Origin of the sequence: Thiorhodospira sibirica ATCC 700588, from assembly GCF_000227725.2 — a bacterium.
GTDB classification, from domain to species: domain Bacteria; phylum Pseudomonadota; class Gammaproteobacteria; order Ectothiorhodospirales; family Ectothiorhodospiraceae; genus Thiorhodospira; species Thiorhodospira sibirica.
Genome location: NZ_MU255056.1, coordinates 2,493,856 through 2,511,891 on the forward strand (window position 1 = coordinate 2,493,856; position 18,036 = coordinate 2,511,891).

The window sequence follows — 18,036 nt, forward strand, 5'->3', positions numbered from 1 at the left end:
GCCTGAATCATCTCTAGTCGGTCAATTTCTTTGTGACTCATCGTAATGTGCTCCTTCGTCATGCGTGCCCCTCCCGCTTAAATATAAAGGGGACATTTTAGAATTGGACGAAGGGGACATTACTGCTTTGGGCTAACACTGGCCGTGGTGGTCGCCGTCGGAATCGACCAAGACTTCGGCGCGCACCTGCCCGAGTCGCCGCGCCTGTTCGCGAAGGGCCGCGAGCTTGCCTTTGTTCGGGCGCTTGGCGTGCAAAATCCGCGTGACTTTCATTCACACAAATCCTTGGGTTGGTGAACGGGCATCTCGGCAAAGTCCTCCTTGATGGATTGTTTGTATTTGCGCATCCCGTACAGCCGACAAGAAAAGGTATGCACAATCGCCAATAAATCCTCAACCATTTCCTGCTCAGGTGAGAGCGATTCCTGGTTGACCACCACGATCTCGCAGCCGTTTTCTGCGGCGATGTGGGCGAAGAAATCGAAACCAAAGCGCATTAAGCGGTCTTTATGGGCAATCAGCAGTTGGCGCACGTCCCCACGCTGGATGCGATCGACCAGTGCGAGAAAGCGCTTGCGCTTGAAGTTCATCCCGCTACCGATCTCTTGAATCCACTCATCCACCGCGATTCCCGCGCCCAGACAGTAAGCCTCCATCGCCCGCACCTGCGAGGCGAGATCGTCTTTTTGCCCGGCACTCGACACGCGGCAGTAGACCACCACGTCGCGCGTCTTCGGCGCCCCACCCCGCATCAAACGCACGTCGGATTCATCGAAATACCGATGCCCCGACGGCAGCCGCTTGGCTTGCAGCTTCCCTTCAGCTTCCCAGCGCCGGATCGTCTGTGGCGACCGCCCAAGGCGTTTGGAAAACTCGCCAATGCTGTATTGCTTGCTCATAGCAAGGAATTATAAATAACTTTGATAACAAGTCAAGGAACTGTTTTTTGCTCTCTCCTGAAGCGGTCTGCGCCCCGGCGGTCATGCACAATGACCGTCCTGATGGCGCAGACTTTTCGTTGTTTTTGGTGATGGTAATGCTTAAAACGTGGTTAAGCCGGTGTGTTGTGAAATGTATCCCCCTTTTGCAGGCGTTGCGTTAATAGTCGGCATACATGCTGTCGATTTCCCTACCAAAACGCTCCATGATGCGGGCACGCTTCATTTTCAAGGTGGGTGTCAGCAGGCCGCCTTCGACGTTCCATTGCTCAATGGTAGGGGTGATACGACGCACCTGGGCATAGCCCGGAAAATTGCGCAGCAGTTGGGCAATGCGCGCCTTGATGACTTTTTCCACCTGGCGTGAGCGCAGGATTTCGATATCCTCTGGATCGAGTTCCAGGCTTTGCGCAAAGGCGGGCCACTGTTCTTCGTTGAGCACCACGATGGCCGAGAGAAAGGGCTTGCCTTCGCCCACCACCATCGCCTGCTCAAATAAGGGGTCCAGGGTGATCGCCATCTCCATATCGGCAGGCGGGACTTTTTCGCCGCTGCTGAGCACGATGATTTCCTTGATGCGTCCGGTGATATAGAGATGACCATGCTCGTCATAGCGGGCCTTGTCGCCGGTATGCAGCCAGCCTTCTGCGTCAATCACCTCGCGGGTGGCCTCGGCGTTGTTCCAGTAGCCTTGCATGATGCACGGGCTGCGGGTGAGCACTTCGTCGTTGGCGCCGATTTTGACCTCAACACCGGGCAAAGGGGTGCCGATACTGGCCGGGATGTTGTCGTCGGTGCGATTGACACTGATCACGGGGCTTGCTTCGGTCATGCCGTAGCCGTGATAAACCGGCACGCCCAGGCCGATAAAAAACTGGGCAATCGGTGGCGGCAAGGGCGCACCGCCGCTGACGGCATATTGCAAGCGTCCCCCCAGACGGGCGGTGATCTTGCCAGCGACGATGCGCGCCAGCAGTGGCCACAGCAATAATTTGGGATGCCAGCCCGCGCGGCCTTGCTGGCGTTCAAAACGCTGCCAGCCGGTGTCTAAGGTTAGGCTAAAGAGCTTGCGCGCCAGCGGGCTTTTTTCTTCCAGCCCCATTTGCACCTTGGCGTAAATGCGTTCATAGATACGCGGCACGGAAATCAATACGGTGGGGCGGATGGCCTGCAAATCCTCGGGGAGCTGCTGCACGGAGCGTGAAAAGGCCACTTCGGCACCGAGCATCATCGGCATGTAATAACCGGCGGTGCGTTCCAGGGTATGCGACAGGGGCAGAAAGGACAAAAACACCTCGGAGGCATCAATATCGGCGCACTGGGTGCAGGCATAGGCATTAAACAGCAGATTGTAATGACTGAGCATCACCCCTTTGGAGCGACCGGTGGTGCCCGAGGTGTAAACAATGGTGGCCAGGCTATCGGCGCTATGGGTACCGCTTATCAGCTCACCTTCGCGCCCGTCAAGCCAGTGCGTCAAGGGGATGGGGCCGGGGGCTGCGGGGGTGTCCTGGGGGTCTGCTTCGATAGCCTGAATCGAGATCACGCGCAGGCGGTTGAGGGTTTCGTGGATGGCCTTGAGGCGTTGCCATTGGAATTTTCCTTCCAACAGCAGCAGTTTGGCCCCGGCATTTTCCAGAATATAGGCGACATTGTCGGGGCGGTCATCGGTGTACAAGGGAACGGTCACCAGACCCAACCCCAGACAGGCCTGATCAAACATCACCCATTCCCGGCAGTTGCGCAGCATGATCGCTACCCGATCCCCGGCCTTTAGCCCCTCGGCCTGCAAGGCCGCTTGCCATTTGGCCACCTCGCGGGCCATCTCTGCCCAGGTGCTGCCCACCCACTGACCTTGCTGGGCATCAAACTGCTGGTACGCCACCTTGTCAGGTGATTGTTCAAGGCGGATGCGAAACAGGCTGGACAGGGTTTGCGCCTGCTCCGCCGTGATGATATTGCGTTCATGAATCATAAAAACCACTCCCCTCATGTATGCCGCTACCGGGCGGCTGTGCAACAGTTATCAGTCGTGTGGTTGCGGGTCTGTGCGCAAAGCGACCACACCGACGCGCCGATCCATTCTTGATGATGGATATTCTTGATAATGAAGTGTTATTTTTTAACGAGAATAGATCAGCGCCTCTATCTCGCTGACTGTTTTCGGGCAACCGGCGGTTAATACCTCATGACCGCTGGCGGTGACGCGCACATCGTCTTCGATGCGAATGCCGATATTATGAAACGGCTTGGGGGCGTCTTTATGGCTGGCGGGAATATAAATACCGGGTTCAACGGTCAGCACCATCCCCGGCTCAAAGACGCGCCATTGATCCTCTATTTTATAGTCCCCCACATCATGCACATCCAGGCCCAGCCAGTGGCCAGTGCGATGCATATAATAGCTGCGATAGGCACCGCGTTTGATCAGATTGTTCAGCCGACCTTTGAGTAAACCCAGCTCAATCAGGCCCTTGGTCAATGCCCGCACGGCGGCGGTGTGCGGATCATCCCAGTGATTCCCCGGTTTTACCTGGGCAATGGCAGCTTCCTGAGCGCTGAGGACGCATTCATAGAGATCGCGCTGCACACTGGAAAAACGCCCGTTGACCGGAAAGGTGCGGGTAATATCGCTGGCATAACCGGCGACTTCGCAACCGGCGTCAATCAGCAATAGATCCCCGTCACGCAGCTCAGCGTCATTTTCATGATAATGCAGGATGCAGCCATTGGCGCCACCGCCGACAATAGAGGGATAGGCGGGGTGTGCGCCATGGCGGCGAAATTCATGCAGTAATTCGGCCTCAATGGCATATTCCAGCATCCCCGGCTGACACACCTGCATCGCCCGGATATGTGCCTGGGTGGTGATCTGTGCAGCCTGGCGCATCAGCTCAATCTCCAGATCGCTTTTCATCAGGCGCATTTCATGCAGCAGATATTCCAGGGAGACAAATTCATGCGGTGGATGGACGCCGATACGGATTTTCTCACGCAGCTGATTGACCCAGCCCATCAAGCGCTGGTCAAAGCCGGTATCCAGGCCCAGGCAGGCATAGACGCGCTGGCGTTCTTCCATCAGACCCGGCAGGATTTCATCAAGATCATCAATGGGAAAGGAGTCATCTGCGCCGTAATCTTCCACGGCACCACGCTGTCCGGCGCGCCGCCCGTGCCAGGTTTCCTTTTCGGCATCGCGGGCCCGGCAAAACAGGATGTACTCACCCTGAGGGCGTCCGGGAATCAAGACCGCCACCGCCTCGGGCTCAGCAAAGCCGGTCAGATATAAAAAATCGCTGCTTTGGCGGTAGGGGTGCTCCACATCACGGTTACGGGTACACACCTTCTGGGCCGCGAGAATGGCGATACTGCCACGCCCCATCTGGCGCATCAATTGGCGGCGGCGCTGGCGCAGGGCTTTAAGCTGGGGTTTGCTTGGTTTAGTCACGATCTACACGGTATTAAAAGGGGGTTGCAGCGGGCCTAGAGGCCATCTTCCAGGATGGGCAAAAATTCATTCAGGGTCTGTTCCAGGGTGATTCCGACCAAAAAACTGATGGAACAATACGATTGCACCGCATTGATGTTGGCGTCTTCCTTAGAGGCCAGGCGAATGCGCTTGAGCAGGTGATGGTTGACCACCTCCAGATCCTTGTACAAGGATTCAATGCCGTGCAAGTCCCAGTCCGGCGCCTGCGTGCCCTTACGCCCCAGCAGATATTGCTTGAGCAGATAGGTACTGACCAGACGAAACAGGGTTTCTTCCAGGGAGGCAAAGGGCAGATGAAAATACGCCATCGGGCGCAGGCGAGAGAGAATCGGGCATTGACTGGTAGCCATCGCCAGACCGAGGATGGAATGCAGACAGCTTTGCAGGTCAGTCTTTTTGCAATAGGTGCGCTGCTTGGTGGTCACCTGCACATCAACCGGCACAATGGACAGATGATCGGCAAACAGCGCCACAATCTCATGAATGGCCAGGCTGGCCGGACAGTGGCTCCATTGCTCAGGACTGAGCGGGCAGTTTTGGCATTGCTCCACCTCCAGCCGGGTCCACGGCGGACAGTCTTGCTGATGACCTGCCGAGGGCACCACCACGCCTTGCTGCGTATCCAGCTTAAAGCAGACGCGTTGCTGATTTTCAAACGTGAGTTGATAGGTAATGATATTCATCACATCGGGCGCATCTTTGAGCATAGAGCGCCCGACTGCGGCGCGGAAAAAACATAAGCCCTGAAATACCTTGCCGGATACCGCACAAAAGGCACAAAAAAGACCCTCATGCGCCCTGCAAAAATCAATAAAACAAGTCTATACTAATCTGCTAGCAAAGTTTAGCGCTACCGTTTCAGGACTAAGCCATGCGTTTATAGGGCTTGCACCTGCACTGATGGGCTATGTCTTCTTGGTTGTGCGCTGGCACGGCCTTCGCCTGTGGGTTGATCTGCAGACATCACGATGACGCTCCAGGCATTGCTTTTCCCGGCACCGACCCAAAGACACAGGCCACGCCCGAAGGCGTTTTCAAACCTGCGGCATCAGGGCAGACCCAGGTTGGCGCTGCACTTGTAGCGAATGCATCAAAGCGTCTTTATAGTTATGTGTGTGGCCCGCAAGGCCTTCTTAAACAATAAAATTCGGAGCGTTTGTTCATGAAAGTCTTTTTACAACTCCTGGTTTTGCTGGTCAGCTTATCCTTACTCAGCGCCTGTTCTACGCTGGATCGCTCGCGCAAAGATGCCACCGACCCCATCCCCGGCGGTACCACAAGCTATGATTCCGGGACGGCCACCGGGCTGGATGGGCGCGCCGGGCTGTACGCTGATCCGCTCAATGATCCCAATAGTCCGCTGGCCAACCGCGTGATCTATTTTGATTTTGATCGCAGCGAGGTACGCTCCGAGTTTGTCAACACCATTACCGCCCATGGCCGTTATCTGGCAGAAAATCCGCAGATTCGGATCCGTGCCGAGGGGCACACCGACGAGCGGGGCACCCGCGAATATAACCTGGGTCTTGGCGAACGCCGTGCCCAGTCAGTACGGCGGATGTTGATGACCCAGGGCGCCCGTGAACAGCAAATCGAGGTGATCAGCTACGGCGAGGAAACGCCGGCGGCCTTTGGCAGTCATGAAGGTGCCTGGCGCCTGAATCGCCGGGTTGAGCTGGTATATCCCGGCACGGCAAGATGAAGCAGCGCCTGGTGCTTGCGCTGGTCTGTGGCACACTGTTGTTCGGGGTGCCACAGACCCCTTTTGCCCAGAGCAACCGGGCATTGGAGGAGCGCTTGATGCAACAGGAGGCACGCATTGCGCGCCTGGAGCGCTTGCTGGATAACCCGGCGCTGATTGATGCCATCCGCCGCCTGGATACGCTGGAAGAGGAGCTACGGCTGTTGCGCGGCGATGCGGAAAGCAACCGCCATGAAATTGATGCCTTGCGCACTCGCCAGCGGGATGTTTATCTGGATGTGGATCAACGTCTGCAACGCCTTGAAGAAGGCGGCAGCAGCGCAGCCACCCCGGCGACACCCACGCCAGCGCCAGCCACCCCCGCGCCTGCACGGCCTGTCACACCCGCTGCGCCTGCTGCGTCAACCAGCGGCAATGAGCGCCAGGAATATCAGCAGGCCCTGGATATGTTGCTGCAAGGTCGCAATACGCAGGCGGCCTCGGCCTTTGCCGAATTTGTGCGTCGTCATCCGCGCAGTGGCTTCGCTGCCAATGCGCAATACTGGCTCGGCGAGGCCCGCTATGTGGGACGGGATTTTCAGGCAGCGCGGGTGGAATTCCAAAAAGTGCTGGATCAATACCCCGACAGCAACAAAGCCCCGGATGCGCGCCTGAAGCTGGGTTTTACCTACTATGAGCTGGAACAATGGGAGCCGGCGCGACAGACGCTCAACGAGGTCGTGCGCCTTTACCCTAACACCACGTTTTCCCATCTGGCTGAACAACGTCTGCAACGTTTGCGTGAGCGCGCCCGCTGACACGCTAAGCCATATCACGCACCGTGCGCCCAAGCCAGGGTCCGTGCCTGGATCACAACCTGCAAGCGAGTTTTTGATGCTTAAACGACTTTGCCTGATGGCCTGCCTGCTGTGTGTCTGCGCAGCCTCCGTGGTGCAGGCCGACCCAAAACCCGTTGGGGTCTATGAATACACCTTGAGAAACGGTCTGCAGATCTTGGTACGCCCGGATCATCGTGCTCCCGTTGTGGTCAGCCAGCTGTGGTATCGCGTCGGCTCTGCCGATGAATACGGCGGCATCACCGGCATCTCGCACGCCCTGGAACACATGATGTTCAAAGGGACGCGCCGTTATCCAGCGGGTGAATTTTCGCGCCAGATCGCCGCTCGCGGCGGTCGTGAAAACGCCTTCACCAGCCGTGACTACACCGTGTATCACCAGCAGATTGGCGCCCAACATCTGGAAAAACTGTTCATTCTGGAAGCTGACCGGATGCAAAACCTCACCCTGCCTGAAGATGAATTCGTGCAGGAAATGCGCGTGGTCACAGAGGAGCGGCGCCTGCGCACCGAAGACAACCCCAATGCCCTGACCTTTGAGCATTTCAACGCCACTGCCTGGCTCAACAGCCCCTATGGCATCCCGGTCATCGGCTGGATGAGTGATATCGAAGAATACCGCGTTGAGGATCTGCGCGCCTGGTATAAGCGCTTTTATATGCCCAATAATGCGGTGCTGGTCGTGGTTGGCGACGTGGAACCTGACACCGTACACCGTCTTGCGCAACGCCATTTTGGCCGCATTCGCGCAGGAACTCTGCCTGACCGCAAGGCCCGCACCGAAACCCCGCAACGCGGCGAGCGGCGTATTATCGTCAAAGCCCCGGCCAAGTTGCCCTACTTGCTCATGGGCTACAAAGCCCCCAGCGCCATAACCGCTGAACATGCGTGGGAACCCTATGCCTTATTGGTCGCGGCCGGAGTGCTCTCGGGTGGCAATAGCGCCCGCCTGCCCAGCGAATTGCAACGCCGCCGCGAACTGGTCACCTCCGCACGGGCCAGCTATCACGCCTTTGCCGGGCGCGATACCCTGTTCACCTTGAGCGCAGTTCCGGCCAGCGGCCAATCGCTGTTAACGGTTGAAAACGCGCTGAGCGAGGCCATTACCCAGCTACAACAAAGCCCGGTCAGCAGCACAGAGCTTGAGCGCGTCAAGGCGCAAGTGATTGCCGATGAGGTCTTTGGGCGTGATTCTATCCAGGGTCAGGCCATGCAATTGGGCATGTTTGCCAGTCTTGGCCTGGGCTGGGAACTGAGCGAGGCCTTTGCCCAGCGGATTCGGGCGGTCACTGCCGAGCAGGTGCAAAGCGTGGCCCAGCGCTATCTACAGATCGATCAACGCACGGTTGCCTGGCTTGAACCCCAGCCAATCAACCCCGACAATCCGCCCTCGTATTTTGAAGGCCACCTGCGCTAAAGGCGCCAAGGAGCGGTATTTACCCATGTCTGAATCCACCATTACCCTGGGCCAGGCCGTTTCTGACTTCACGCTTCCGGCCACCGGCGAGCAAACGATACGCTTGTCCGATTTTCGGGGGCAGCATGTGGTGCTGTATTTTTACCCGCGTGACAACACCCCCGGATGCATTAGCGAAGGCGAGGATTTCACTAGCCGCTACGCAGAGATCCAGGCACTGGGCGCAGAGGTTTTGGGCATTTCGCGTGACAGCGTGGCCTCACACGAAAAATTCAAGGCCCGCTTTGGCTTTCCCTTTCCCCTGCTGGCCGATACGCAAGAAACGGTCTGCGAACAATTTGGCGTCATGAAACTCAAAAACATGTACGGCAAACAGGTGCGCGGCATTGAACGCTCGACTTTTTTGATTGACCGCGAGGGCATTTTGCGCGCCCAGTGGCGCAAGGTGCGCATTGATGGCCATGTCGATGAGATCATCGCCGCCTTAAAGCAGCTTTAAGCCCTCGAAAAGCGCCGCGATGCTCAGGAAAACTTGGCCTCCTTTATGATTTCTGCTAACTACCTCCGCAAACACCGGTCACGGACACGCTATGCCTAACGAACCGCTATCCAATGCACAGCTTGCCTATCTAGGACTTGAGCAACAGCCCTTTGCAGACGGCTCGCCGGGTGATTTTCTCTACACCGATCCGGTGTTGGACATGCCCGTCAATGTGATTCTGGACCATCTTGGCGGGGCCCAAAACCTCATCCTGCTCAAAGGCGAGGCCGGCAGCGGCAAAAGCACGCAAATGATCCGGGTGCTGACCCAGGGGCAGGAGGATTTTGATTTTTGTGCCTTTCGCGCCCGCCCCTCGATCAGCTTCACGGCAATTGACTACACCTTGCGCCAGCATTGGCGCGAGCTTTTGCCGGACATGGAATCCGAGCCGCTGGAGCAAATTATCTGTGCGCTCGCCAATGGCGGTCACCGCCCGGTCATTGCCATTGATGATGCCCAGCACCTTGATGTGGATGTGCTCAATGAATTGGTGCGGCTGCGCCAGCATGTGCTGAATTATTGCGAATATCATCTGGGGGTGTTGCTGGCGGGTGGCGGTGAGGTGGAAATGCGCCTGACCATCATCGACGAAAAACTCGATGTGCCAGAAAGCCGCATGGCCGTGCAGGTGCGCACCCTGACGCGTGAACAAACAGTGGCCTACCTGCGTCATCGGCTGCAAACGGCGGGATTGGAAGACCCTGATTTCATTGATGAGGAGGCCATCCGCACCATCTTCAGCAAAAGCAATGGCCGTCCGGCACGTATCAATGCCGCCGCGAACACCTTCTTGGCCAGTATCTCCGAACAAAAGGCCAAACCGGCCGGCGCAGGCTTTTCCGCCCGGGATGACGAAGTGCCGGATGAGGACGTGGAAGAAAACACCGCCACCAAAGATTTTATGGCGGAGCTGTTTAAACAGCGGGCGCGCCTGTTTGGTCAGGATGCTGACGCCCCCAAGGACAAGAAAGCGGCGGCCAAGCCCCAGGACAACGCCTTTGATCTGCACCTGGATGAGGAAATGGCCGATGATGCACCGCCCCGCGCCGCCAAAAGGTCCGCTCGCCAAAAACGGCGCCGCCCGGTGGCCGGTGGCAAGCGCCACAGCGCCTGGTGGAAACAGCGCTGGTTTATCCCGGCGGTCAGCGCCGTGGCGGTTTTGGGTCTGCTGCTGACCGTGGTCAGTGCGTTGATGTCTGGGCGCGATAGCACCCCGGCGCAGCCGGTGTTTCAACCCTTGGCCCTGCCGCAGCTTAATTTGCCCGAACAACCAGCGGGGGCAGCCCTGCCTGGCGAAGCCGCCCGGGCACCGCTATACGCCCCCCCGCGCCCAACGCCGGCACCGGTTGAAGCGGTACCGCCCGGCGCCGCCGTGGCGCCGGTGGAGCCTGAGATCATCACCCGCCCACAGGCCCCGCTGGCGGCCAATGATAACCCTCTTTTCGCGCCACCCCGGCGCGAAACACCGCCTGCCCAGCCCGTAGCACCACAACCGGTGGCAGAACCTCCGGCGGCAGCGCCGCAGCGCCCGGCTACCCCGCCAGCACAACCCACCCCACCCCCGGCACAACCACCGGCCGCCCGTCCCACGCCGCCGGCACCACAACCCGCGCAAGCAGTGGTCAGCGGCAAACGGCTGCGCGATAGCGCCTGGATACGCAGTCAAAATCCTAACCATTTTACGGTACAGATTCTGGCCTTGGGCAGTGAAGATGGTGTGCGCCGCTTTGCCCAGGAGCAGCCCCTTGAAGGTGATGTGGCGTGGTTTAGAACACGGCGCGGTAATGCCGATCTGCACATCCTGGTTTTTGGCGTCTATCCCACCGCCGATGCGGCCCGCAGTGCCATCACCGCCCTGCCCGCCGAGGTGCGCCGCAGCCAACCCTTTATTCGCAACTTCAGCTCAGTGCAGGAGAGCATGGCCCCATAAAGCATCGGCTCGCGGGCGTGCTACGGTGCGCCTTTAGCGGTCTTGCATCTGGATATAGCCAGTGGGGCACTCGTGGGCGCACAGCCCACAGCCTTTGCAATAATCGTAGTCAAAGACATAATGACTGCCATCGGCAGCAATGTCGCGGGTTTTAAGCACCGATTGATCCGGGCACAGGGTCCAGCAATTATCACAGGCCAGGCAATTACCGCAGGAAAAGCAGCGATGCGCCTCATGACGCACTTGCGAGATCTGCAAACCGCCTTCAATTTCCTCACAGCCCCGGCGCTGTTCAACCGGCAACACCGGCTCTTTAGCGGCGGGCGTGGGTTCAAAATAGTGGGTATTGAGGCGTTGATAGGCAATCCCCGCAAGCGCCTGCGGGGCAGGTGGCAGGGTCGTTTGCTGCAGGCGGTGCGCAATGCCCAGCGCGGCGCGGCGCCCATCTCCCACGGCTTCGCTGACGCTACCATGATCACTGCGCGCATCGCCGCCGACAAACACCCCCTCATGCGCAGCTAACTGCCCCCAGTAGGGGTCCAGCACAAAGCGCCCTTGATGTAGCAAAGGCTCAAAGCCGCTGGCGTCAATGCCTTGCCCAATCGCGGGAATCACCTGCCCCACATGCAAGACTGTCTCGGTGCCATCAAAGGCTACGCGCTGCAACTCACCGTGCTGGTCAAGCAGTTTTTTCATGTGGATCAGCTCCATGCCCACCACCCGCTCACCGCGCAAAATCAAGCGCCGCACCCCGCGATGTTCATGAATCATCACCCCCTCTTCCAGCGCCTGCGCCACTTCTCGATAACTGGCGCGCATGGCATCGGCGGGGGGGACATCAGGGGCGGGAATGCGCTGATGGGTAATCAGATGCACCTGCGCCACCCCGGCGCGGCGCAGCGCCCGGGCCAGATCCACCGCCGTATTACCGCCGCCGACAATGGCCACCGCTGAGGGCAACTCCGGCAGGGTGCCTTCTGCCACCCAGTTTTCCAGCATCTGCAACCCGGTATGCAAATCACCAGGAATGGCAAAATCCGCCGCCCACTGCTGGCCCAGACGCCGCCCAGGGGCTAAAAACAGCGCTGGATAATCGCTGCGCAATTCCTCCAGCGAGACATCGCGCCCCAGCGGGGTATGGGGATGAAAATGCAGGCCCGGCAGGGCCAGCAGACGCTGCACCTCCGCATCCAGAACCTCACGCGGCAAACGATACGCCGGAATTGCCGTGCGCATCGTCCCCCCGGCCAGCGGCATAGCCTCAAACAGGGCCACCCGCAGCCCCTGGCGCAACAGATGATACGCCGCCGCCAAACCCGCCGGTCCGGCACCGACAACCGCAATGGTCGGCGCACTTGGCGCTGGCGGCGTCACCGGATAGGCCCAGTCATGCAATAGCGCCTCATCGCCCAGCAGCCGCTCCACCGCATGAATGCTGATAGCCTCATCATAATGGCGGCGATTGCAGGCTTGCTCACAGGGATGCGGACAGACCCGGCCAGTAATCGCGGGCAGGGGATTGGCACTGACCAGACTTTCCCAGGCCGCCTGCAACTGGCCTTGATCCACCAGCGACAGATACGCCTGCGCATCCTCACCGGCAGGACAGGCAGCATGACAGGGCGCTGCCTGATGCTGATGCACCGGCTTATGAATACGCCAGGTGCCGGTTTTAAAGGCCAGCGAGGAAGCCGGTTTGGCGTATGCACCACGGGTAAGTTCTGTCATCAGTTCCTCAGCAAAAGGCTAAATCTTCAGACCGGGCAGCGGGCAATCACTGTGCCTATGCTCAGGAATAGGACTGCAGCCACGGCACAATGTCGCGGGGTTCATGAATCACCCCATGAGCCCCCCAGGCATCCGGTTGCTGGGTGTTGTCGATATAGCCATACAGGGCAATCAGGGTCTGCATCCCGGCAGCCAGACCGGCCTCAATATCCCGGCTGGCATCACCGATATACAGGCACTGCGCGGGCGCGATACCGGCCTGCTCGCAGGCCAGCAAGAGCGGCTTGGGATGGGGCTTGCGCTGGTCGGTGGTATCCCCGCTGACCACGCTCACGGCGCGCGTATCCAGGCCCAGAGAACGCACCAGCGGATCGGTCAGATTCGCCGGTTTATTGGTCACAATACCCCACGGCATCCCCTGATGCTCCAGATAGGCCAAAACCGCCATCATGCCGGGAAACAGCTCGGTATTGAGGTGCAGGTTTTCGGCATAGATCTGCAAAAAACGCTGCCTCAGATGTTCAAAGCGGGGCGCATCGACATCGGGAAAACCCAGCCGAATCAGCGCGCTGGTGCCGTGAGACACATAACCCCGCACGGTGCTAAAAGGCGGAATCTCGACCTGCTCCTCTAGCCCCAGGGTGTGCAAGGCTGCGTACATATCCGGCGCCGTATCAATCAGGGTGCCATCCAGGTCAAAAAATACCGCCTGCAGATTAAACGCGCTCACGAGCACTGCTCCTTGCAGGCGTGGACAAAGTAATTAACGCTGATGTCTTGCGTCAGACGGTAGCGTTGCATCAGCGGATGATAGCTTAGGCCGGTAAATTCACGGGTTTTCAGCCCGGCCTGGCGTATCCAGCGATCCATTTCCACCGGCTTGATAAAGCGCGCATATTCATGGGTACCTCGCGGAATCATGCGCAGCAGATATTCAGCACCGATAATCGCCAGGGCAAACGCCTTGGGATTGCGGTTCAGGGTAGAGAAAAACACCTGCCCGCCGGGCTTGAGCAAACGGGCGCAGGCGCTAATCACCGAGGCCGGATCGGGCACATGCTCCAGCATCTCCATGCAGGTGATGATGTCAAACTGTTGCGGGCTTTGGGTGCTTAATTCCTCCGGGGTAATCTGCCGATAATCAATCGCCAGCCCCTCCGCCTGGGCATGCATCCGTGCCACGGCCAGCGCATCCTCACCCACATCAATGCCGACAACCTGCGCCTGACAGCGGGCCATTGCCTCACTGAGCAGCCCGCCGCCGCAGCCCACATCCAGCACCTGCTGTCCGGCCAGGGGGGCGCGCTCGTCGATATAATGCAAACGTAAGGGGTTAATTTCATGCAGGGGGCGCAGATCACCTTGGGGGTCCCACCAGCGGTGGGCCAAGGCAGAAAAACGGGCAATTTGTTCAGGATCAACGTTTTGCGGGTTTGGGTTGGAATGCATCGACACGGTGGATATCCAGAAAGTCAGTAACAAGCAGCGTGCAGCGCCTGGCCTAAGCCAGCACCCGTGTGCGCCAGGTCTGGGCCGTTTGCATCAGGGCCGCTTCATCCAGCGTGGTTAAGCGCCGCTCGCGCAGCAAAGGCTCACCCGCCACCCAGACATCGGTGACCGCGTGTCGGCTGGCCGCATACACCAAGTGCGAGATGGGATCATACAGCGGCAAGGTTTCCAGTTCCTGCAGCCGAATTGCTACACAATCGGCGCTTTTGCCGGGTAACAAGGAACCGATTTCCGAGCCTAGCCCCAGAGCCCTGGCACCCTGCAAGGTCGCCATGCGCAGCGCCTCTTTGGCCGGAATGGCGGCTGCATCACCGCTAACCCCCTTGGCCAGCAAGGCCGCCGTGCGCATCTCGCCGAACATATCCAGATCATTGTTACTCGCTGCGCCATCTGTACCCAAGGCCACATTCACCCCGGCCTGACGCAAGGACGCCAGCGGACAAAAGCCCGAGGCCAGCTTCAGATTAGACTCCGGACAGTGCAGCACATGTGCGCCGTGTTCCGCCAGCAAGGCAATATCCGCCGCCGCCAGCTGCGTCATGTGGACCGCCTGCAAACGGGGATTCACCAGCCCCAACTGTTGCAGGCGCTGCAATGGACGCATTCCGTCACGCGCTAGCGCCTCCTGTACCTCATGGGCCGTTTCATGTACATGGATATGCACCGGCAGATTCAGCTCTTCTGAGAGGGCCTTGATCCGCGTTAAAGGTCCATCCGAGACGGTATACGGGGCGTGCGGTGCAAAGCTAAACGACAGCAGCGGATGCCCCTGATACTGCTCAAACAAATCCAGCCCCTGCTGGATATAGGCATCTGTATCTGGTGCCCAGGCGCTGGGAAAATCAATCACAATCAGCCCGATCCCGGCGCGCATTCCGACCTCGGCCACGGCGTGTGCGGTCACATCCGGGAAAAAATACATATCATTAAAGCAGGTGGTGCCACCCCGGATCATCTCCGCCATCGCCAGGCGGGTGCCGTCGCGTACAAAATCCTCACCGACCAGCCGCGCCTCGGTCGGCCAGATATGCTTTTGCAGCCACTCCATCAGCGGTTTGTCATCGGCCAGCCCGCGCAACAAACTCATCGCCGCGTGGGTATGGGCATTGACCAGCCCCGGAATCAGCGCATGTTCAGGCAAGTGATACTCCGTGTGCGGACTAAACTTCTGGGTTGCCGCAATACTGGGCAACAACTCCAGCACACGCCCCTTATGCACCGCCAGCGCATGATCCTCAAGCACCACGCCATCCGGCTCAACCGGAATCACCCAGCGCGCATGTATTAAACTATCGATATGTATGGTTTGCATGAGGTCAACAATACCTAAGCCAGCAGGCGGCGGCAAGCCCCCACCGCCCCCGAATACACCGGGCGGTTGCGCCGGTGGCGGCAAAACCCGACACATGCCCCGCGCCTGCGTGTCCCGGTACCACGACGGTCTGCCTTTTGTTATGCTTTATAGGTACGCCAAAGGCGTTTTCAGATGGCTGCAATCATGCGCATTGCCCAGCGGCGGCGCACACAAAAACAATAACGGTTACTGCCACGAGGTGATGGCACTTATGTTAATGCCTGCAAAATCGGCATACCCGGATCATCCGGTATTTGCTGGGGCAATACCAACAGCCAGGGGCGTGCGCTTTTATCGTCCCCCCGGCAGAATGCCCTGTGTGGATAGCGGGCATGGCTGAAACCCTCAAAATTGCCTTAGCCCAGCTTAATTTACTGGTGGGCGATGTCGAAGGCAACGCCGCCCGCATGATTGACGCCGCCAACGCCGCCAGGGAAATGGAGGCGGGTCTGGTGGTGTTTCCAGAGCTGGCCCTGACCGGCTACCCACCCGAGGACCTGCTGTTACGGCCCAGTCTGCACCAGCGTATCCAGGCCGCGCTGGCGTATATGCAGGAGAAAATCCAGGGCATTGACGCCATATTCGGCGCCCCCATCCACACCACCGATGGCCTGTATAACAGCGCCCTGTGGCTGCGTGATGGCCTCATCAAGGCGCGCTACGACAAACAGGCGCTGCCCAATTACAGCGTCTTTGATGAAAAGCGCTATTTCCAGGCCGGACATCAGCCGTGCGTGGTGGATTTTCAGGGTATCCGTATCGGGCTGACCTTATGTGAAGACATCTGGCGACCGGAACCGGCGCGTCAGGCCATGCAGGCCGGGGCCAGGCTATTGATCAACCTCAATGCCTCGCCATTTCATCTGGGCAAACCGCAACAACGCCTGGCCGTACTGCGCCAGCGTGTCATCGAAACAGGATTGCCGCTGATCTATGTCAATCTGGTCGGCGGCCAGGACGAACTGGTGTTTGATGGACGCTCCTTGGTCATTTGGCAAAATCAAAGCCTGGGCTATCTCGCCCCCGCTTGGCAAGAAGGGGTGTTTTTGGCCGAACTGCCCGCAAATCTGACCCCGGCTGCACCGCCACAGACCAGCGCCCCTGCCACGCCCGCTGACGCAGCCGATGCAGACCTGTACCAGGCGCTGGTCACCGGCATTCATGATTACGTCAGCAAAAACGGCTTTCAGGGTGTGGTGCTGGGCTTATCCGGCGGCATTGATTCTGCGCTGACACTAGCGCTGGCCGTCGATGCCCTGGGCGCGGAGGCCGTAGAAGCCGTGATGATGCCCTATCACTACACCGCCGCCATGAGCATTGAAGATGCCACTGCCCAGGCCCACACCCTCAAGGTCAACTACCGGCAAATCCCCATTGCCAACATGGTCGAGGCCTTCATGCACGGACTGCGGGGTGAATTTGCTGGCCTGGCGCAAGATGTCACCGAGGAAAACATCCAGGCCCGCTGTCGCGGCATCATCCTCATGGCCATCTCCAACAAAACCGGGCGCATGGTCCTGACCACCGGCAACAAAAGCGAAATGGCCGTTGGCTATGCCACCCTCTACGGCGATATGGCCGGTGGCTTTGCCCCGCTCAAAGACGTCTCAAAACAGTGGGTCTACCGGCTGGCGCGCTATCGCAACACCCTCTCGCCGGTGATTCCGGAGCGCGTCATCACCCGTCCGCCCTCAGCAGAGCTGGCACCGGGGCAAAAAGATGAAGACAGTCTGCCCCCCTACCCAATACTGGATGCCATCCTGGAGCGTTTTGTCGAACAGGATCAATCCGTTGCCCAAATCACCGCCGCAGGCTTTGAGGCCCAGACCGTACACCGGGTCGCCACCCTGGTCTTGCGCAATGAATACAAGCGCCGCCAGGCCCCGCCTGGCGTGCGTGTGACCGAGCGTGCCTTCGGTAAGGATCGGCGTTATCCGATCACCTCGGGCTATGCCAGCCATCTGGGCTGAGATTATTTGAGAATAACGCCTTGACCGTCGGCTCACACCGGCACCCTGATAAACCGGGCTACCCGACGGGTAGCCGCTACCCTCCCCGCGCCGTGTGGCCGGGGTTTCTCGCGGAGGAACTCATGAAAAAAATCGAAGCGATCTTCAAGCCCTTCAAGCTTGAAGATGTGCGTGAAGCCCTAATGGAAATCGGCATCACCGGACTCACCGCCACCGAAGTCAAAGGCTTCGGACGCCAAAAAGGACACACCGAGCTCTATCGCGGTGCCGAATATGTGGTGGACTTCATCCCCAAAGTCAAACTCGACGTTGTCGTCGATGATGACCGCGTAGATGCCTGCGTAGAAGCCATCATCAAAGCCGCCCGCACCGGCAAAATCGGCGATGGCAAAATCTTTATCAGCGACATCGAACGCGCCGTGCGCATCCGCACCGGCGAAGAAGGCGTTGACGCCCTATAACCCCCACCTCGTGGCAACACCATCCTGGGACCGCGTAGCACCAGCTACGCATAAAAAACTCCCCTCCTTTTCAAGGAGGGGTGCCCCGTCAGGGGCGGGGTGGTTATTTAACAAAACCAACCCCCTCCCCGCCTGCGGCGGGACTCCCCCTTGGCAGGGG

General features: G+C 58.9%; 16 protein-coding genes. 7 read left to right on the plus strand and 9 right to left on the minus strand.

The features are described from left to right. Positions 1-132: 132 nt before the first annotated feature. The 5 genes from THISIDRAFT_RS11630 to THISIDRAFT_RS11650 all read right to left on the minus strand — a co-directional run bounded on the left by THISIDRAFT_RS11630 (position 133) and on the right by THISIDRAFT_RS11650 (position 5,111). On the minus strand, positions 133-273 hold the full coding sequence (locus THISIDRAFT_RS11630; RefSeq protein WP_006788285.1) for a hypothetical protein: 141 nt from the start codon (positions 271-273) through the stop codon (positions 133-135). Then, on the minus strand, positions 270-899 hold the full coding sequence (locus THISIDRAFT_RS11635) for an IS607 family transposase (RefSeq protein WP_221914006.1): 630 nt from the start codon (positions 897-899) through the stop codon (positions 270-272). Before THISIDRAFT_RS11635 ends, THISIDRAFT_RS11630 begins: the two co-directional genes overlap by 4 nt. 199 nt (positions 900-1,098) lie before the next feature. After that, a complete protein-coding gene (locus THISIDRAFT_RS11640) occupies positions 1,099-2,913 on the minus strand; it encodes an AMP-dependent synthetase/ligase (RefSeq protein WP_006788283.1) in 1,815 nt (604 codons plus the stop codon). Positions 2,914-3,060: 147 nt separating this feature from the next. Then, entirely contained in the window at positions 3,061-4,386 is a 1,326-nt protein-coding gene (pepP, locus tag THISIDRAFT_RS11645) for a Xaa-Pro aminopeptidase (protein ID WP_006788282.1), read from the minus strand. A 35-nt stretch (positions 4,387-4,421) separates the two neighbouring features. Further along, entirely contained in the window at positions 4,422-5,111 is a 690-nt protein-coding gene (locus THISIDRAFT_RS11650; protein ID WP_040852948.1) for a DUF6901 family protein, read from the minus strand. 479 nt (positions 5,112-5,590) lie between these two features. On the opposite strand from THISIDRAFT_RS11650, the gene pal reads away from it, so the two are divergent. The 5 genes from pal to THISIDRAFT_RS11675 all read left to right on the plus strand — a co-directional run bounded on the left by pal (position 5,591) and on the right by THISIDRAFT_RS11675 (position 10,854). Then, a complete protein-coding gene (pal, locus tag THISIDRAFT_RS11655; RefSeq protein ID WP_006788280.1) occupies positions 5,591-6,130 on the plus strand; it encodes a peptidoglycan-associated lipoprotein Pal in 540 nt (179 codons plus the stop codon). Next, complete coding sequence (gene ybgF / locus THISIDRAFT_RS11660) at positions 6,127-6,927, plus strand: tol-pal system protein YbgF (RefSeq protein ID WP_006788279.1); 801 nt, start codon at positions 6,127-6,129, stop codon at positions 6,925-6,927. Before pal ends, ybgF begins: the two co-directional genes overlap by 4 nt. Positions 6,928-7,003: 76 nt before the next feature. After that, a complete protein-coding gene (locus tag THISIDRAFT_RS11665) occupies positions 7,004-8,383 on the plus strand; it encodes a M16 family metallopeptidase (protein WP_006788278.1) in 1,380 nt (459 codons plus the stop codon). A 25-nt stretch (positions 8,384-8,408) separates the two neighbouring features. Continuing rightward, positions 8,409-8,882: a peroxiredoxin gene (locus THISIDRAFT_RS11670; RefSeq protein WP_006788277.1), complete on the plus strand. Its 474-nt coding sequence runs from the start codon at positions 8,409-8,411 to the stop codon at positions 8,880-8,882. 91 nt (positions 8,883-8,973) lie between these two features. Next, positions 8,974-10,854 carry an AAA family ATPase gene (locus THISIDRAFT_RS11675; protein ID WP_006788276.1) on the plus strand — a complete coding sequence of 627 codons (1,881 nt, stop codon included), beginning with the start codon at positions 8,974-8,976 and terminating at the stop codon, positions 10,852-10,854. A 33-nt stretch (positions 10,855-10,887) separates the two neighbouring features. Here THISIDRAFT_RS11675 and THISIDRAFT_RS11680 read toward each other — a convergent pair whose 3' ends face one another. The 4 genes from THISIDRAFT_RS11680 to THISIDRAFT_RS11695 all read right to left on the minus strand — a co-directional run bounded on the left by THISIDRAFT_RS11680 (position 10,888) and on the right by THISIDRAFT_RS11695 (position 15,403). Then, positions 10,888-12,582, minus strand: coding sequence for an FAD-dependent oxidoreductase (locus THISIDRAFT_RS11680; protein ID WP_006788275.1), 1,695 nt, complete (start codon positions 12,580-12,582; stop codon positions 10,888-10,890). 61 nt (positions 12,583-12,643) lie between these two features. Next, positions 12,644-13,312: an HAD family hydrolase gene (locus THISIDRAFT_RS11685; RefSeq protein WP_006788274.1), complete on the minus strand. Its 669-nt coding sequence runs from the start codon at positions 13,310-13,312 to the stop codon at positions 12,644-12,646. After that, positions 13,309-14,031 carry a bifunctional 2-polyprenyl-6-hydroxyphenol methylase/3-demethylubiquinol 3-O-methyltransferase UbiG gene (ubiG, locus tag THISIDRAFT_RS11690; RefSeq protein WP_006788273.1) on the minus strand — a complete coding sequence of 241 codons (723 nt, stop codon included), beginning with the start codon at positions 14,029-14,031 and terminating at the stop codon, positions 13,309-13,311. Before ubiG ends, THISIDRAFT_RS11685 begins: the two co-directional genes overlap by 4 nt. Before the next feature lie 52 nt (positions 14,032-14,083). Further along, positions 14,084-15,403 carry a TRZ/ATZ family hydrolase gene (locus tag THISIDRAFT_RS11695; protein WP_006788272.1) on the minus strand — a complete coding sequence of 440 codons (1,320 nt, stop codon included), beginning with the start codon at positions 15,401-15,403 and terminating at the stop codon, positions 14,084-14,086. Between the two features lie 374 nt (positions 15,404-15,777). Here THISIDRAFT_RS11695 and THISIDRAFT_RS11700 point away from each other — a divergent pair, with 374 nt between their 5' ends. Together THISIDRAFT_RS11700 and THISIDRAFT_RS11705 are read left to right on the plus strand one after the other, a co-directional pair. Next, positions 15,778-17,415, plus strand: a complete 1,638-nt coding sequence (locus tag THISIDRAFT_RS11700; RefSeq protein ID WP_006788271.1) for an NAD+ synthase — start codon at positions 15,778-15,780, stop codon at positions 17,413-17,415. A 122-nt stretch (positions 17,416-17,537) separates the two neighbouring features. Next, entirely contained in the window at positions 17,538-17,876 is a 339-nt protein-coding gene (locus tag THISIDRAFT_RS11705; protein WP_006788270.1) for a P-II family nitrogen regulator, read from the plus strand. Positions 17,877-18,036 lie beyond the last annotated feature (160 nt).